Origin of the sequence: Agrobacterium sp. CNPSo 3708, from assembly GCF_028674915.1 — a bacterium.
GTDB lineage: Bacteria > Pseudomonadota > Alphaproteobacteria > Rhizobiales > Rhizobiaceae > Agrobacterium > Agrobacterium cavarae.
Map to the genome: position 1 here is coordinate 318,328 of NZ_JAQZSF010000003.1, position 14,915 is coordinate 333,242.

Consider the following 14,915-nt stretch of genomic DNA (forward strand, 5'->3'; position numbering starts at 1 on the left):
AATAATTATGCCACAAAAGACGATTGAACTGAGCACTAGGGGACAGGGTCTTTACGAGTTTACCGATGAAGCTGCCGCGTTCGTCAGGAATGCCGGGATGGAGGAGGGGCTTTTGACGGTGTTCGTGCGGCACACCTCCTGCTCGCTGATCATTCAGGAGAATGCCGACCCGGATGTGCAGCGTGATCTCAAGACATTCTTCTCGCGCCTCGTGCCGCCGTCCAGCGATCCGACGATGCGCTGGGTCGTCCATACGATGGAAGGACCGGATGATATGCCGGCACACATCAAGGCGGCGCTGACGCAGGTCTCGATCGGCATTCCTGTGTCCGCGGGCCGGATGATGCTTGGCACGTGGCAGGGCATCTATCTTTTCGAGCATCGGGATCGTCCGCACCGGCGCAACGTGGTGCTGCATCTTTCCGTTTGAGAGTTTCTCTTGCCTGAACGATGGGTGAATGGCCGGTTCTGATCATGTTCAGCAGCCCTTGATTAGTGTCTGCTCAATCGGTCCGGCGCAAATGCCAGGCCACGGTTTTTAGAAACGGAGCAAGACCCATGATTGGCAACTTTGTAAAAGCAGGTTTGGCAGCCCTTATCGCACTTGGCGGTGTTTCCGCCACAGCCACCAGCGCCTCTGCCGACGGTTTCCGGTACGGCATGTATGTTCAGGATGGCTATCGCCATGGCGGCCACGGTGGTCCGGGTTGGGGCCGTCCGGATCGTGGTCGTGATCGCTGCTCGCCTTGGCTTGCAGAAGAGAAAGCAAGCCGCATGGGCATTCGTCGCGCTCGCGTTGTCGATGTTTCGCCGCGCCGCGTCGTTGTCGCCGGCTTCGATCGCTACGGCCGCGACCGCGTCGTGTTCGCCAATGTTCGTGGCTGCCCCGTCATCCGCCGCTAATTCCTGATCGCTAATCCGATCAGAACAATGCCCCCGTCATGAGAATGGCGGGGGCAATTTTGTTTTGGCCGATTTCAGCATCGAGCTTGGGGAAGGGCGCGCTTGGGAGGCGCGCCCTTTCTGATTTATTGCTCGATGGCGAATGTCACATTGACGTTGATGACATAGGTATTTTCGCCTGCGGCAATCGGCACGCTGTCTTCCTTTTGCATGGTGGCGCGCATCATCGGTGCGGGAACCGGCAGTGGCCGAGGGCTGTTCTCGCTGATCTCAAGAACGCGTCCGACCTTCACACCAGCGGCTTCGGCCAGCGTCTTTGCCTTGGCAACGGCGTTCTCCACCGCCTTCTTGCGTGCATCGGTGAAGACCGCTTCCGGATTGTCGTTAGTGAAGGCGATATCGCCACCCTGGTTGATGCCGAGCTTCACCGACGTATCGAGAATCGCGCCGAGCTTGGTCAGGTCCCGCACCCGCACTGTCAGCCCGTTCGTAACCTGATATCCGGTGATTTCCGGCGGAATATAGACACCATCCTTCGGTTCGAACTGCTTGTAGACGGGCTGCACCGAAAAATTGGAAGTCTGCAGATCGCGGTCGGCAATGCCGGCCTTCTTCAACGCTGCCAGAACTTCCGTCATCGCCTTGTTGTTTTCGCTCAAGGCCTCGGCGGCCGTCTGCGCCTGCTTCAGGACACTGAAGGAAAGAACGGCCATATCGGGAGCGGTAGAGGCGTTGCCTTCGCCCGAAACCGTAATCGTCGCTTCGCGCGGCTTGGCGTCTTGCGCAACGGCTGCGAATGGCGCGAGCGCGGCAAGCGTGACGGAGCCAATAGCGATCGAACGAGCCAGTCTGGATACCATGAAAAAGTCCTCTGTTGATGTCCCTCTACATCCTATGGCTTTAGATTATGAGACTATTACGGCATAGATTGTGTCCGCTGATTTTCAACGGCTTGTCGCACCGGAAAAATTGCGTTAGAGCGAGACCCACGCACCGGCTGGACCATTGCAGCCTTGCGCATCGACGCGTCTTGCATCGAAGGGCCTGTAGCTCAATGGTTAGAGCCGGCGGCTCATAACCGCTTGGTTGGGGGTTCGAGTCCCTCCGGGCCCACCATTTCTGTCTTCGGACGTTGTTTTTCCATCGTTTTTTCCTCGATTTGTCTCACCGGAATTCCGGTTCGATGAGAGTGGGACATTTTTGCGGGCCACATAGGTCTTCCGGCGTTCGAAACCGGCATCAATTATGCGCTTGGATTGAGCGGCTTTCGTGTAGTGCTGCGCCATCTTGGAATCAGACCAGCCGAAGATCGCCATCAACTGATGTTCGGTAGCGCCTGCCTCGGCGAGGATTGTTGCGGACGCCTTTCTCAGGCCGTGCGACGAGCATTCCGGCAAATCGGCGTCATTGCACCACTGGCGCATCTTGTTGCCGAACCCGTTCCCGCTGAACGCCTTGCCGTATTCGGTAACAAGGAAGGTCGGCTGATCATGCGTGATCGCGTCCAGCGCCTCGCGTAGCTCGTCTGTGACAGGCAGGCTGAGGGACTGTGCATATTTGCCTGAGCCCTTCTCCGGCATGAATTCGATACGGTCGCCGACCAGGTTCCGCCAGCCGAGCTTGACGAGATCGGAGCGCCTCACGCCCAGATTCAGCATCAGTTCCATTGCAAGCCGGGCTGTGGAGCCGAGCGGATAAGCAGCACGATAGCGCGCCAACTCCGCTTCGCTCCATGTGTGGAAGCCGGGAGACTTATGGATTTTGGTGACGCCGTTCGCGGGGTCGAAGGTCGCCAGTTCGGCGCTGATAGCCTAATTGAAAAGCGCCTTCAGATATTTCACCAGCTTGTCAGCCGCACCGGGCGTGCCGCTGCGCTTCATCTGGCTGGCTTCGATGTCGGATTTGCGAATCTTCTTTAACGGCAGTTCGCCCACATTGACGCAATAGCGATTGAGAACGCTCTTCTTGTCTTTCTGCGTGGCCGGAGACTGGCTTTGAAATGCCTTGGACCGATAATAGGTCTCGACTAGCCAGCGAACCGAGCCGGGCTCCAGTCTTGAAATCGGGACCGTCTTTTCACCACGATCGCCAGCGAGCACACGGTGATATTCCTCGGTAAATGCCTGGGTGACGCTGCCGGCCTCGTCCAGATAGGCGGACGTCATCCGGTACTTCGGCATACCTGGCAGGCGGAGATAAAACCGCTCGTTGCCGTGCCGATCGACATCCCGCGAGCAATATTTGAAGGGGACGCGCTGGCTACCCAACCGCGTAATCAAACGGGTTTTCGCCATCGTCTTCGTCTCCGCTCAAGCCCTGCTCTTTGATGTCGTACCAAGACGCCCGGATTTCCTCGGCATCCCAACGGCGCAACGCGCCGATCTTCACACCTTTCGGCATCAGGCCACGGCGAACCCAGTCTTCAAAGGTGCCCGTCGAGACGTCGAGAAGTTCCGCCGCACGGACGCGGCTAACCGCAACCTTGTAAATGGGCCGTGGGGCCAGCGCTTCAGCTTGCTGCTTCATGTGCCGCTCCTCACGCTTTGGAGGCGTTGTCAGCAAGTGCCAAAGCCTTCTGCTTGGGCTCGACCATATTCGCCGCAAGATACTCATCCACGGCGTTTTCCGGCAGAAACAGGCTACCGCCGATCCGGACATGACGGATCTCCTGCTTGGCGATCAGGTTCCGGATGCGAGCAACCGGCCATCCGGAACGATCTGCGAGTTGTTTGGGTGATAAAAGCTGAGAATGCATAACTGCCCAACTCCATAGAGATAATTCGACACAAGACAGAACGAATCATATAATCGCACTAACCGCAACAGTTTTATCGCATTCGAGATATTTTGATGCAAGACGGATTTATGGAGGCGATGGGGCAAAGGCTTGGGAAAATTCGAAAGGATTCCGGGTTGAAGCAAGTGCCCTTTGCCGAAGCGCTTGAGGTCTCGCAAAGCGCTTACAACACTTACGAGCGCGGAAATCGCGAGATGCCCGCGAAGCTTCTCCGCCTTTTGCATTTAAAATTCAATGTGAATCCCGCCTGGATGCTTACGGGAGAAGGAAGCCCCTACAATCGGGACAAGGTCGACTTGTATCACCAGGTGACGGGGGCGGTTAACGCTTTCATCGCGAGGGAAAACTGTCAGGTGGAACCGGATAAGCGCTTGAAGCTCATCCGGTTCCTGATCGACTACGCCGAACAGCACGGCGAATTCACAGAGGAAATCGCAGAAAAATATTTGAGGTCAGCGATATGAGTAAATCGAGCTTCGAAGAGCAGATAATGCAGGGCGCCTACGCCCTTTGTCGCCAGCGCGACCAACTGGCATCCGAAAAACGAAGGCTGGCAAGGCAGTTGCGCTATACTCAGCACTCGGTCCGACTCAAAAGCCTTTCAAAGCAATACGATTTCGGGATGGTCTTCTTCGCTGCAATGGGAGCCGTTTCGCTCATCTTGTTCGACGCAAACAGCGGCTCCGAAGCTTGGTTGACACCAGTGCTGAGCCTGTCGCTCATTCTGTTCGCGTGTGGCAATGCGCTGCGTGGCCGGAAGATGGTCAGCCGTATCAGAAGCTTTGATGACCGCTTCGGTAGCTGGCAGTTCTGAAGGCAATTATTCAACCCACTTTGATGGGTTGAATAATTTTAAAAAACGCATTATTTGAACCATTGAAAGGGGTCAATTAATGCGCTTAACGCTCCAAACCCATTTTGACGGTGAGTGGCATCACGCTGCGACATTGGAACTCAAGGACGACGCGGCCGGCTTCCAGGGCGCGTCGATCGTCGATTACGATCTCGACTATTTCGTCACCGTGGCATCGGCGGAGTTCTCTGCTGGAAAAACGGTTCGTGATCATCGCGCCTTATCCGTCCGCTATCCCGTCGATCTCGAAAATCGATATAGCCGCAGCTGGCCGCCCTTCCTCTTGGATCTTATGCCTCAGGGGCATGCACGGCGAAAGCTAGCCGAGCACCTCGGTCTTACAGAAGGCTCGCGCGCTTCTGATCTGCCACTGCTTCTCCGATCGGCGACAGGCGGCATCGGCAATATCCGCATCAAAGAAGCGGCGGACGCCGAAGCTGAACGGCTGTGCGGTGTCGAGCGCCAAGGTGTGACAGAGGCGGAAATCCTTGAGCGGTCGGATCGCTTTATGGAAGTCGCCGATCGCTTCGGAATGCTGGCCTCCGGCTCAAGCGGCTTGCAAGGCGAATGGCCGAAGGTCTCTATGACTCAGGCGAAGGATGGGCTCTACTATCCCGACAGCTTCGTGGCCGATGATGAGGCCATGCGCCACGTCATTGTCAAGCTGGTCCGCAGCAACGAGCCTGTGGATCGCCTTATCCTCGAAGGAGAAGCCCTCTATTCGCGGATCGCGCAAGAGATCGGTCTGAATGTCAGCGAACCTTCGACCTATGCCGAAGGCGTCCTTATCATTCCCCGTTTCGACCGGAAGAAGAGAGAAGGCGGCGGAACCGTCCGACTGGGGCAGGAAAGCCTGGTGTCCGCGATCGGCGTTGCCGATTTCGGCCATGTCGGCACGCATGAGGCCTATATCGACGTTCTACGCCGATATTCGGCCGATCCCTTCGCGGACATTGTGGAATACCTGAAGCGCGACATAGCCAACCTAGCCCTCGGCAATCCCGACAATCACGGCCGGAATTCCGCTCTCAGCAAGCACCAGGACGGCACGATCCGCCTGTCCCCGCTGTTTGATTTCGCTCCAATGCGGCTAGCCAAGGAGGGAATCGTTCGCTCCACCCGCTGGGCCATGATGCGTGACGGCGGTCGGGATCATCTTCCCGATTGGACGCGGATTTGCGCCGAACTGATGCCTGATCCTGCTGAGCACAGTGCGCTCGCAGCTACGCTTGCCATGTTTGCCGAACACCTGCGTCAGGCACCAATCATTGCGAAAGATTTGGGCGCGTCTCCGGACATTCTGGATCGTGCAATGGGGCGCTGTATCGCGATAGCGGACAGCGTTCTGGCCGCGTGTCAATGATGGCAAAGGACCGCTAAATGGCTCGATGGAAGAAGCCGGCGAAAGAGGAGATACTTGAAAACCGGCGAACACTTGCGGAGCGTGCGCGAAACGGAGACTTACGGCTACCTGAAGCGGTTGTCGAAATCCGCAAAGGGTTCGGCATGACGCAGGAAGAGTTTGCCAAGACCCTGTCGCTTACTAGGCGCCAAGTTGCGGAGATTGAAGCGGGTGCGGGAAATCCAACATTGGAGACGTTGGAGAAGATTGGGCGACTGTTCGGTTTTGGAGTGGGTTTTGTACCCAAAGGCGGTTGAAGTGATCACCCTTGCGAGCACGCCAGGCAGGCGGTCCCGGCACATCAGCAAAGGGAACCTAAAAATGCACACTGTAAACTAGGTCTTGGCATCCTGCAGCTCGCCGCCCAATCCCATTGCATCTGCAAGTCGAAGCTTCCGATACGCTTCAGAGGACAGCCAGCCGGTCACAACCTTCTGGAACGATTTATCATTCACAAACCGGGCAAAAATCTCCTCGTTTTGATCCATGCGCTCCACGAAAAGGGCTTCAAGCAAGTTCTTGAATACAAGCTCGAATTTGTCGGCTGGGTTCACCGCCGCGGCTTGCTTCAAAGCAGCATCTGAAACCGCAACCTCAACCAATTGATCGAAAAAGAACTGATCAGCTTGGTTGAAATCAGTGCCAAATCTTTCATTCACAACGTCGATAAGGCGAGACAGGGGAACAGCCTCTTCCCGCAGTATTCCACTGCCGACTTCGGATGGCCCCTCGAGCCGATTAGCCTGGCCATCGCTAAAGCTGATTGAGCCCTCACTAATCTTTTGAAGCCGATAATATTCCAGCCTCACTTCGTCATCGAATTGATAGGAGGGGCCCGCCCCCCGCTTTGGTAGTTTCGTTGCGAGGTGACGCAGGAACACATACAGTCTTTCCAGGTCCGTATCCTGATAAGGAATAATCTGGCTGAGGAAACCATAGAGGCTGCAGAAGGCCGACAGCTTTCCTCGCCATAGCTCAGCCTCCTCTGGCTTCTCATCTTGGAGCTCTTTGAAACGGGATGCTGGAGAATCGAGCGCGGCATTCATCAACTGGTGATCGTTCGGGCTCTGGCGCTGACGAGGCTCGAAATACACGGCGCTGAAGCGTTCAAGGTCGGCATTAACATAGATGCCAACGGCATCAAGTTCGCTCTTGATCTCGTACATTCGAGCAGGGTCGACGTCCTCACCAACTTCCGCGCCTTCATAATAGGTCTTGAAGGCCTGGCGAATTTCATCCCTCTCATTGACGAAATCAAGAACGAATGTGTCTTCCTTCAGCGGGTGAATGCGGTTGAGGCGGGACAGCGTTTGCACCGCCTGGATGCCGGCCAGTCGCCGGTCGACATACATCGTGTGCAACAAGGGTTGATCGAAGCCCGTCTGATACTTCTCGGCAACGAGCAGCACCTGATATTCCTGGGTGGCGAAGACTTCCGGCAGTTCCTTTTCACGGACGCCGAAATTCAATCTTTCCTCGGTGTAGTTAACATCCTTCAATTTGTCGTCCGTGACGACTCCGGAGAAGGCAACCAGCGACTTTATGGAGTAGCCCTTCTCCTTGATGTAGCGATCGAAGCTCTGCTTGTAGCGGACAGCTTCGAGGCGAGAGCCGGTGATAACCATCGCCTTGGCTCGGCCACCGATCTTGTGTTGAGTGGCCGCATGGAAGTGCTCGATCATAACCTCAGTCTTCTGACTGATATTGTGAGGATGCAGTTTCAGGAAGCGCGCCAGCGCACGGGCCGCCTTTTTCCGCTCGACGTTCGGATCATCCTCGCTTGCCTTTAGAAGCTGGAAATAGGTGGCGTAGGTCGTGTAATGTTTTAAAACGTCGAGAATGAAACCTTCCTCGATAGCCTGTCGCATCGTGTAGCGGTGCGCGGATTTATCGTTGCGTCCGAACACCTTGAATGTCTTGTGCTTTGGTGTAGCGGTAAAGGCGAAGAAGCTCAAATTTGCCTGTCGTCCGCGCTTCGCCATCGATCGATACAGCTCTTCGACATCCACTTCGTCGTTTTCAGCCATGTACTTCGCAGCTTCCTCGCGGAGACCTTGGCCGCCGAGTACCTCCTTTAAATCGGTCGCCGTTTCACCGCCCTGCGAACTGTGCGCCTCGTCGATGATCACGGCGCAGTGCCGAGACTTCAGCGTGCCGCCATCGGCTTCGCCGCGCTCTTCCGCTATCTTCGCGAGCTGGCGCGAGACGAATGGAAACTTCTGCAACGTTGTGATGATGATCGGCACAGCGCTTTCCAGCGCCTCGGCAAGCTGGCGCGAACTCTCGTCGATCTTCTGCACGACACCATGCTTGTGCTCGAACTGGTAGATCGTGTCTTGCAACTGCTTGTCCAGCACCACGCGGTCGGTGATCACAATGACGCTGTCAAAAACTCGGTTATTCTTGTCGTCATGCAGCGAAGCTAGCCGGTGCGTGAGCCAGCTAATGGTGTTGCTTTTGCCGCTGCCGGCTGAGTGCTCAATCAGATAATTATGTCCGACGCCTTCAAGTTGCGCCTGTTCCACCAACGAGCGTACCGCTTCAAGCTGGTGGTAGCGCGGAAAGATCATCGTCTCCTTCTTGACCTTTCGGCCCTGATCGTCTCGCTTTTCCTCCACTTGTAGATGGATGAACCGCGCTAGCAGATCGAGCAGGCTATCTCGCTGCAACACCTCTTCCCAGAGATATGCCGTGCGATAGCTGCGCCCCTTCGGATCGGGCGCATTACCCGCGCCACCATTGTTGCCCTTATTGAAAGGCAGGAAGTGTGTAGCTGATCCAGCAAGGCGGGTGGTCATGAACACGGTATCGGTGTCGGCAGCAAAGTGGACCAGCATACGCCGCTTGAATTCAAAGATAGGTTCGCGCGCGTCTCGATCATTCCGATATTGATGCAATGCTCGTTCTACAGTCTGCCCAGTCATGGCATTCTTCAACTCCACCGAGGCGATGGGAATACCATTCAGGCTAATGGCTACATCGATCGAGTTCGTTGAAACTTTTGAGTAGAAAAGCTGCCGGGTGAGGCCAACACGGTTTGCCGCGTAACGGGCTTCAAGCTCAGGGTTTAGGCCATGCGCGGCCTTGAAGAAGGCGACGCGGAGCGTCTTGCCGTAGCACTTGAAGCCGTGGCGCAGGGTGGCGAGCGAGCCTTCCCGATCCATCCACTTAGTCAAGTCGGTGAGGACCTGCGCGCCCGTCCTGTCCCCGTGCAACGCTTCCAGTGCCTTCCACTCCTTAGCCTGTGTGGCGCGGATGAAGTCGAGCACAGCCTCCGGAAACAGCGCCCGCTCGCGGTCGAACCCCACTGCCGGCTCTGACACATAACCATCGGCAAGCATCGTTGTCTCAATGACCGACTCAAAAGCAGCTTCCGAATGTCGGGCAATGTTCATGCCGCCGCGCCTCCGAGTTTCTGTCGTAGGAACCATATTGCCACAGGACTAAATGGCTGGTGCTCAGCCGCGTTCACGCGGTGGTCAATCTGATCTTGAACTTTTTGTCGAGCATCTCGGGTGGAATGCCACCACTGCAAAACCGAATCCAACGCCGCCTTGCGGTTGTTTTTTAAATGATGCAAGTTCAGGCCTAAAACATCGTTTAGTTGAACATTGAACTCCTCATCAGGACTTTGAATTGTTCCGTCGACAAGATAGCGCACCCTGGCTTCAATAGCGTGAGATTTTGTTGCGGGATTCCACTTCAGGTTGCGATTGCCCTTTTTGGTATCGCAATGTTGTTCCGCAGGAGATTTTTTCTCACCACCAAGGCATGCGCCGAGGAGATTTCCATAGGTTAGTTGGAGGTTCGGATATGCGTCTTGGCACTGCCAGTGCTCAATCTTCATCTTCAACGGATCATTATGCAATCGGCTCATACAATAGCTGCACAATCCTTTCTGTTCTGCGATGAGCGAGGCCCGAAGGTCATCTTTATACGCATAATTGTTGTAGTCGCTGTGTGCCTGTAACCGATGCTGCGTAAGACTATTCGGCTCGGTACCCTTAGTGATCATTCTCACGCGTCTCCCTCCAAGAAGTCGAGAAGGGTTTTCGCGCGCGTGATCTCCGGGTCGTCTTCTCCAATCTTGGCTGACAAAACTTTGATTGCCGCCCTTGCCTCGGTGGCCTTACCGTCAGCAATCAGTGTGGCGATACGGTTGATTTCTTTTTCCACTGTTGGATTTCGCGAATATGTATCCATCACCTCTTCGAGCACACGGCTCGAATCGACCCCGAAAGACCTGCTAGGAGAATAAATTCTCCCATCCGCAATTATCTGAATCTTCTCGTGGGGCACTTCCCCAATTACCTGTGGCGAGTGGGTAGTGGCAATGAACTGGCATCGCGGAAACGTTTTCTCAAGATTCCCAACAATCTTCCGCTGCCACTGCGGATGAAGATGAAGATCAATCTCATCAATGAGGACAACGGCCTCGGCGCTCGCCAGCGGGTCCTCAAGTCGCGGGTTGGCCTGCGCGAGGCGTTTAGCGATATCCAGAACAAGCGCCAATACGTTGCGCTCACCGTCCGACAGCTGGCGAACATCTAGGGTCGTACCTTTGATGTCGATTTCAACTCTCGACACGCTTTCGGTAGATGGTCGCAGGTTTGAATAGCCTGGCAGGAAGCGTTCGAGCGCAGCGTTGATCCCATCAATCAAATGTCGTGAGGCGGGCCGTTCAGAAGCAAGTTCGATTTGGGCACGCATCCAGTCAGCAAACTGCCGCAGACTGAGTGCGTTCGAATGTAGCGAGTTCACATAGGCAAGCTGGCTGGTCCCAGCGGCAGATTTCCGTTCGGCCTGTTCGTTCATGATCGATCGAGCCGTAGAGTAGTGGATCATCAACGGAGCGCTGCGCTCTTTGCTCACCCGAATCTTCAGGTCATCCTTTGACGGATAGAAGTACACGGGTTCGGCAGGTGACACGGTTTCCTGTAATTCGCGTAGCTGGTTACGCAGGCGGTCCCGTGGACGTGTGGTTTCCAAAATTTCACGGCGCAGGCGCTCAATGTTTTCTGGCGTCTCAGTGGCGACCTGTTCCCGCCATTCGCGTAGGCGTACAAAGGCGTCACCTTTGTCTCCGAAGTCGAGATATAGTGCTGCCTCACCAAGAGGCGCATCGCCATGAATGTCGTCGATGCCAAAACCAAAGGGCTTGAACGGCATTTTCTGAAGGTTTGACAAAAGATGTGAACCGCAAAAGCGGATCGCGTCCAATGCTGTACTCTTGCCAGCACCATTCACCCCAATGATCAGGTTGAAGCCCGGATTGAAATTTAACTCCGCCTCTTCGAAGGCTCGGACGTAATCGAGCGAAAGCCGTGTAATTTTCATGCTTCCTCCGAAAGGTCGATCTGGCCGGTAACGGCGGCAGTGATCAAAGCGCCGCGGCGTTCCTTTAATAGGTTAATGGAATGCTCGGCAGCAGCGCGTAAGCGGTCGATCCTGGCGGTTTCAGTAGCGATGTATCGAACGATATCGTATTGTTCTTCGAGAGGCGGGTATGGAAACCAAAGCGCCAAGAAGTTCTGCGAATAGAGCCTGAGAAATCCTTGCGAACCTGTGCCCAGACCGGTCGATTCCGAACGGAAAACGGCCTGCAACAGTGGGGTCTTGAACATCTCGACATAATAGTCTGTTGAAATTTCCGCAGACGGCCAAAATACAGCGTAGTCGGGACTCACGAGGCCATCTTGCGTCGTGATCGCGATCAGGCCCGTGGCAGCCCTCATGCGGTTTACGACCAATTGTCCAACCGACGTCTTTTTGTAGCCGATCAATTCCTCAGGGCGAGTCAGTTTCTCGGAGACGTCGTTGTGTGGCACCAACCCTTTTTCCATGCGCAATGACAACAGGACCTCAGAGCCGTCTGTGCTGCGCTCGTCGCGCTCTTCAAACAACCATTTGCTTCTCTTCAACTGCCAGTGCGCGGGAATGTCGCCGAGCCAATCGATGCCGGAGGGGCGCAAGCGTACGGCGGGGTTCAGTCCGCGCATGATCGCTTCGGCGACGATCACGCGTCGCTTCTCGGCGAGGAGATCGAGCACTCGCTGCTTGGCGAAAATAAGATTATCAATGTCGGATGTTTGTTTATCGAGGAAACGGACGATAACCTGTTGAACGGACTTAGGCGGAACGGGAAGCGCCATAGAGCCAATGGCGTTCTTTGGAACTCCATAACGAGTAATTCCGGTGGCAGCGAGTTCCAACTGAATCCGCAGCACCTTTGATTGCAGGCAGCGAAAAAGAAACTCGCCATCCAACTTCTCAGGGTCAGGTCGGATCATGGCTAGATGGTAGCCGCACACCAAGTCATCTGAGGTCTCAGTAACCAGAGCGGGAATAGCGATGTCTTCCCAGGATTCCGAGTCCTTTGTAATAACCACGTCATCAGCCAGCAGACGAAACTTGTTGATCTCAGCTTGAGTCGCCGTGCCCGCCATGAATTCTATGCCGAGGTGGATCGCCTCATTATTATAAACGTCCGTATAGTTGCAAAGACGAACGGGAAACTCTTCATCCGATGCAATTTTGTCAACGTTACTGACGGCGTACTCCGCAACGGAGCGGAGGGGCCGAACGGTCCAGTCGGGCGGCACCTCTCCTTGCCAACCGTCAATACTGTTCATTCAGTCACCTCCCGCAGTAGCCGAAGAATTTCATCTTCGGCCTTTTTTAGGTCTGCATCGATCTCAGCCAACTTGCGTGGCGGAGTGAATTTGTAGAAGTGGCGGTTAAAGTTGATTTCGTAGCCGACTTTATCTTTGCTGCGGTCCAACCATGCATCTGGCACATGCGGCAGCACCTCGCGCTTGAAATAGGCTTCGATATCCTCCTTCAGCGGCACGTTCTCGAAATCGCGCAGCTCTGCATCAGCCTCGAAGCCTACACCCTTCTTCACTGCGGCACCCTTCGCGTCCTTCGCGGTGAAGACCGTGCGAAAGAGCTTTTCCTCCGCCGCCTTCCAGCGCGAGCCGCGCTTCTTCAGGAGCTTCTCGACGCTGGCCCAGACCGCGTTCCAGTCGAACTGCGCTTCGCGGCCAAGCGACTGGTCGATGATTTGAATGTCGTCCAGTAGATGCGGCGCGGCATCAAGGAAACGCGCCTTATCCTCAACCGTCATCTGATAGCGTAGTTTCAGCGCCCGCTCGACCGTGACCCGAGTGTACCCGAAGTCTTGGTTGTTAAAGATCTTGGACTTTTCGTTCGCTTGGAAACGCCCGTAGAGACGCACAATGTCGGCGATCTGGTCGGGCTCATCTGCACGCTCGTCCCCGTCCCGCGCGGGTCCTTCGCCAATTTTGCGGCGCTTGTCGCCTTGGCTGCGACGCATCTGAATCCAAGTTTCACGCGCATCGACGAGTTGAATTTTGCCCTTGCGCTCCTTCGCCTTCCGGTTCGTCACGATCCAGATATAGGTGCCGATACCAGTGTTGTAAAACATCTGCTCTGGCAGAGCGACGATGGCTTCGAGCATGTCACGTTCGATGATCCAGCGACGGATTTCGCTTTCTCCGCCTCCCGCGCCGCCGGTAAAGAGGGGTGAGCCCGAAAATACGATGGCGGCACGTGAGCCGTATTTTTGCTTCTGCGGATCGACAACCTCAAACTTGGAAATCATATGCTGAAGGAAAAGCAGCGACCCATCATTGACCCGGGGAAGCCCCGCCCTCCAAGGGCTATCTTTCGAGGCTTTCTCATGACGCCTGATGATGTCTTTCTGCTGCTTCTTCCAGTCAACACCGAAAGGTGGATTAGCAATGAAGTAATCAAAAGTCTGGCCTGCAAACTTGTCGTCCAAAAAGCTGTCGCCGAATTGAACGTTTTCACCGCCCCCGTTGTGATCGACTTCCTTTATCAGCATATCTGAGGCTGCCGTAGCGAAGGCTCTTTTGTTGTAGTCCTGACCATAAACATAGAGTGTCGCGTCGGCATGATGATCGCGCATGTACTTCTGCGCTCCGGCAAGCATTCCGCCTGTGCCACAAGCTGGGTCAAGCATGCGCATTGCGATGCCTGGCTTGCTCAATAGATCATCCGCGTCTAGAAAGAGCAGATCAGTCATCAGCGTGATGACCTCACGTGGGGTGAAGTGATCACCGGCTGTTTCGTTCGCGAGCTCATTGAAACGACGGATCAGATTTTCGAAAACCAAGCCCATATCTTGGTTTGTGACTTTCAGTGGATGCAGATCGACATCACAAAATTCTTTAATGACCAAATAGAGAATATTGGCATCATGCATGCGCTCAATTTCGTTTTCAAATTCGAAGTATTCGAAGATCCGCTGAACGTTTCCAGAAAACCCCTTAATGTAGCTCACGAGGTGCTTGTTAAGATTGTCGGGGTCGCCCTTCAATCTCTGAAAGTCGAGCGCAGAGCGATTATGAAAACGGTGCCCTGCGGCCTTGTTCAATATCCGATCTAGAGCTTCATCCTGAAGCTTACCGTTTGCCCGGCGTTCATATTCTGCCAGCACTTTCTCTTTCGTATCGGCGAGTACGCAGTCGAAGCGACGCAACACCACGAGCGGCAACATCACGCGCTCGTACTGTGGCGGGCGATAGGGGCCACGCAGGAGGTCCGCGATTTGCCAGATTAAATTCGCGAGGTCGGAATGCGTTGCCATTCTAACGATGTCCTCGCGCTCGGGACTTGTAGGTATTCATATTGGTCATTCCACTTCTGGCGGACTTCTCAGCCCCGCGTTTTCCGGTGCGGTTGATATCGAGATCAGCCGCTCATACTCTTCCGAAGCTATGACGACGACCACCGGCCGCCCATATTTTTCAATCGCGACAGGTGCGGCCCGCGCGAGATCTATCAAGTTGCCAAAATGGTTCTTGGCGTCGCGTGCCGACATTCGTTGCATGAGTCGCCCCCCGAGATGGAGCTACTTTAGCCAGCTTTCTTTGGGCTGGACAAGCGAGGATTCGAGGAGAACCATGCCAAACGGT

16 protein-coding genes, 1 tRNA gene and 1 pseudogene are annotated in these 14,915 nt (G+C 55.0%); 7 read left to right on the plus strand and 11 right to left on the minus strand.

Going from position 1 to position 14,915, the window contains the following annotated elements; genetic code table 11:
* The first annotated feature begins 7 nt into the window (after positions 1 to 7).
* Positions 8 to 430: a secondary thiamine-phosphate synthase enzyme YjbQ gene (locus PVA19_RS08995; protein ID WP_274102116.1), complete on the plus strand. Its 423-nt coding sequence runs from the start codon at positions 8 to 10 to the stop codon at positions 428 to 430.
* Between the two features lie 128 nt (positions 431 to 558).
* Positions 559 to 903: a hypothetical protein gene (locus tag PVA19_RS09000; protein ID WP_062426460.1), complete on the plus strand. Its 345-nt coding sequence runs from the start codon at positions 559 to 561 to the stop codon at positions 901 to 903.
* A gap of 125 nt (positions 904 to 1,028) precedes the next feature.
* Here the strand turns inward: PVA19_RS09000 and PVA19_RS09005 are convergent, their stop codons facing one another.
* The gene (locus PVA19_RS09005) at positions 1,029 to 1,763 is read right to left on the minus strand and encodes an SIMPL domain-containing protein (protein WP_274102117.1); all 735 of its coding nucleotides are present in this window, start codon (positions 1,761 to 1,763) and stop codon (positions 1,029 to 1,031) included.
* Between the two features lie 180 nt (positions 1,764 to 1,943).
* Here PVA19_RS09005 and PVA19_RS09010 point away from each other — a divergent pair.
* Positions 1,944 to 2,019, plus strand: a tRNA-Ile gene (locus PVA19_RS09010).
* 200 nt (positions 2,020 to 2,219) lie between these two features.
* On the opposite strand, the pseudogene PVA19_RS22400 reads toward PVA19_RS09010, so the two are convergent.
* The 4 genes and pseudogenes from PVA19_RS22400 to PVA19_RS09030 all read right to left on the minus strand — a co-directional run.
* Positions 2,220 to 2,570, minus strand: a pseudogene (locus PVA19_RS22400) (tyrosine-type recombinase/integrase); the annotation flags it as partial.
* Between the two features lie 144 nt (positions 2,571 to 2,714).
* On the minus strand, positions 2,715 to 3,197 hold the full coding sequence (locus tag PVA19_RS09020; RefSeq protein WP_274102119.1) for a hypothetical protein: 483 nt from the start codon (positions 3,195 to 3,197) through the stop codon (positions 2,715 to 2,717).
* Positions 3,163 to 3,429: a helix-turn-helix transcriptional regulator gene (locus PVA19_RS09025; protein WP_274102120.1), complete on the minus strand. Its 267-nt coding sequence runs from the start codon at positions 3,427 to 3,429 to the stop codon at positions 3,163 to 3,165. Before PVA19_RS09025 ends, PVA19_RS09020 begins: the two co-directional genes overlap by 35 nt.
* A gap of 10 nt (positions 3,430 to 3,439) precedes the next feature.
* Positions 3,440 to 3,658, minus strand: coding sequence for a helix-turn-helix domain-containing protein (locus PVA19_RS09030; protein ID WP_274102121.1), 219 nt, complete (start codon positions 3,656 to 3,658; stop codon positions 3,440 to 3,442).
* Between the two features lie 95 nt (positions 3,659 to 3,753).
* Between PVA19_RS09030 and PVA19_RS09035 the strand changes: the two genes are divergently transcribed.
* The 4 genes from PVA19_RS09035 to PVA19_RS09050 all read left to right on the plus strand — a co-directional run bounded on the left by PVA19_RS09035 (position 3,754) and on the right by PVA19_RS09050 (position 6,212).
* Positions 3,754 to 4,164, plus strand: coding sequence for a helix-turn-helix domain-containing protein (locus PVA19_RS09035; protein ID WP_036585387.1), 411 nt, complete (start codon positions 3,754 to 3,756; stop codon positions 4,162 to 4,164).
* Positions 4,161 to 4,514, plus strand: coding sequence for a hypothetical protein (locus PVA19_RS09040; RefSeq protein WP_274102122.1), 354 nt, complete (start codon positions 4,161 to 4,163; stop codon positions 4,512 to 4,514). The genes PVA19_RS09035 and PVA19_RS09040 overlap by 4 nt, the downstream gene beginning before the upstream one ends.
* A gap of 79 nt (positions 4,515 to 4,593) precedes the next feature.
* On the plus strand, positions 4,594 to 5,916 hold the full coding sequence (locus tag PVA19_RS09045) for a type II toxin-antitoxin system HipA family toxin (RefSeq protein ID WP_274102123.1): 1,323 nt from the start codon (positions 4,594 to 4,596) through the stop codon (positions 5,914 to 5,916).
* Between the two features lie 17 nt (positions 5,917 to 5,933).
* Positions 5,934 to 6,212, plus strand: a complete 279-nt coding sequence (locus PVA19_RS09050) for a helix-turn-helix domain-containing protein (protein WP_274102124.1) — start codon at positions 5,934 to 5,936, stop codon at positions 6,210 to 6,212.
* Positions 6,213 to 6,290: 78 nt separating this feature from the next.
* Here PVA19_RS09050 and PVA19_RS09055 read toward each other — a convergent pair whose 3' ends face one another.
* Genes PVA19_RS09055 through PVA19_RS09080 form a run of 6 tightly spaced genes read right to left on the minus strand, consistent with a single transcriptional unit; the run spans position 6,291 to position 14,830 of the window.
* The gene (locus tag PVA19_RS09055; protein ID WP_274102125.1) at positions 6,291 to 9,350 is read right to left on the minus strand and encodes a type I restriction endonuclease subunit R; all 3,060 of its coding nucleotides are present in this window, start codon (positions 9,348 to 9,350) and stop codon (positions 6,291 to 6,293) included.
* Positions 9,347 to 9,970: a retron system putative HNH endonuclease gene (locus PVA19_RS09060; protein WP_274102126.1), complete on the minus strand. Its 624-nt coding sequence runs from the start codon at positions 9,968 to 9,970 to the stop codon at positions 9,347 to 9,349. Before PVA19_RS09060 ends, PVA19_RS09055 begins: the two co-directional genes overlap by 4 nt.
* Before the next feature lie 2 nt (positions 9,971 to 9,972).
* Positions 9,973 to 11,292, minus strand: a complete 1,320-nt coding sequence (locus tag PVA19_RS09065) for an AAA family ATPase (protein ID WP_274102127.1) — start codon at positions 11,290 to 11,292, stop codon at positions 9,973 to 9,975.
* Positions 11,289 to 12,587, minus strand: a complete 1,299-nt coding sequence (locus PVA19_RS09070) for a restriction endonuclease subunit S (RefSeq protein WP_274102128.1) — start codon at positions 12,585 to 12,587, stop codon at positions 11,289 to 11,291. The genes PVA19_RS09065 and PVA19_RS09070 overlap by 4 nt, the downstream gene beginning before the upstream one ends.
* On the minus strand, positions 12,584 to 14,587 hold the full coding sequence (locus PVA19_RS09075; RefSeq protein WP_274102129.1) for a type I restriction-modification system subunit M: 2,004 nt from the start codon (positions 14,585 to 14,587) through the stop codon (positions 12,584 to 12,586). The genes PVA19_RS09070 and PVA19_RS09075 overlap by 4 nt, the downstream gene beginning before the upstream one ends.
* Positions 14,588 to 14,632: 45 nt before the next feature.
* Positions 14,633 to 14,830, minus strand: a complete 198-nt coding sequence (locus tag PVA19_RS09080; protein WP_274102130.1) for a type II toxin-antitoxin system prevent-host-death family antitoxin — start codon at positions 14,828 to 14,830, stop codon at positions 14,633 to 14,635.
* Positions 14,831 to 14,915: the final 85 nt, after the last annotated feature.

What these genes read in the sequence shown, in the direction of transcription:
- PVA19_RS09080 (WP_274102130.1), bottom strand. Translation starts at nt 14,830, where the DNA reads ATGCAACGAATGTCGGCACGCGACGCCAAGAACCATTTTGGCAACTTG.
- PVA19_RS09055 (WP_274102125.1), bottom strand. Translation starts at nt 9,350, where the DNA reads ATGAACATTGCCCGACATTCGGAAGCTGCTTTTGAGTCGGTCATTGAG.
- PVA19_RS09050 (WP_274102124.1), top strand. Translation starts at nt 5,934, where the DNA reads ATGGCTCGATGGAAGAAGCCGGCGAAAGAGGAGATACTTGAAAACCGG.
- PVA19_RS09060 (WP_274102126.1), bottom strand. Translation starts at nt 9,970, where the DNA reads ATGATCACTAAGGGTACCGAGCCGAATAGTCTTACGCAGCATCGGTTA.
- PVA19_RS09000 (WP_062426460.1), top strand. Translation starts at nt 559, where the DNA reads ATGATTGGCAACTTTGTAAAAGCAGGTTTGGCAGCCCTTATCGCACTT.
- PVA19_RS09005 (WP_274102117.1), bottom strand. Translation starts at nt 1,763, where the DNA reads ATGGTATCCAGACTGGCTCGTTCGATCGCTATTGGCTCCGTCACGCTT.
- PVA19_RS09070 (WP_274102128.1), bottom strand. Translation starts at nt 12,587, where the DNA reads ATGAACAGTATTGACGGTTGGCAAGGAGAGGTGCCGCCCGACTGGACC.
- PVA19_RS09040 (WP_274102122.1), top strand. Translation starts at nt 4,161, where the DNA reads ATGAGTAAATCGAGCTTCGAAGAGCAGATAATGCAGGGCGCCTACGCC.
- PVA19_RS08995 (WP_274102116.1), top strand. Translation starts at nt 8, where the DNA reads ATGCCACAAAAGACGATTGAACTGAGCACTAGGGGACAGGGTCTTTAC.
- PVA19_RS09065 (WP_274102127.1), bottom strand. Translation starts at nt 11,292, where the DNA reads ATGAAAATTACACGGCTTTCGCTCGATTACGTCCGAGCCTTCGAAGAG.
- PVA19_RS09075 (WP_274102129.1), bottom strand. Translation starts at nt 14,587, where the DNA reads ATGGCAACGCATTCCGACCTCGCGAATTTAATCTGGCAAATCGCGGAC.
- PVA19_RS09025 (WP_274102120.1), bottom strand. Translation starts at nt 3,429, where the DNA reads ATGAAGCAGCAAGCTGAAGCGCTGGCCCCACGGCCCATTTACAAGGTT.
- PVA19_RS09020 (WP_274102119.1), bottom strand. Translation starts at nt 3,197, where the DNA reads ATGGCGAAAACCCGTTTGATTACGCGGTTGGGTAGCCAGCGCGTCCCC.
- PVA19_RS09045 (WP_274102123.1), top strand. Translation starts at nt 4,594, where the DNA reads ATGCGCTTAACGCTCCAAACCCATTTTGACGGTGAGTGGCATCACGCT.
- PVA19_RS09030 (WP_274102121.1), bottom strand. Translation starts at nt 3,658, where the DNA reads ATGCATTCTCAGCTTTTATCACCCAAACAACTCGCAGATCGTTCCGGA.
- PVA19_RS09035 (WP_036585387.1), top strand. Translation starts at nt 3,754, where the DNA reads ATGCAAGACGGATTTATGGAGGCGATGGGGCAAAGGCTTGGGAAAATT.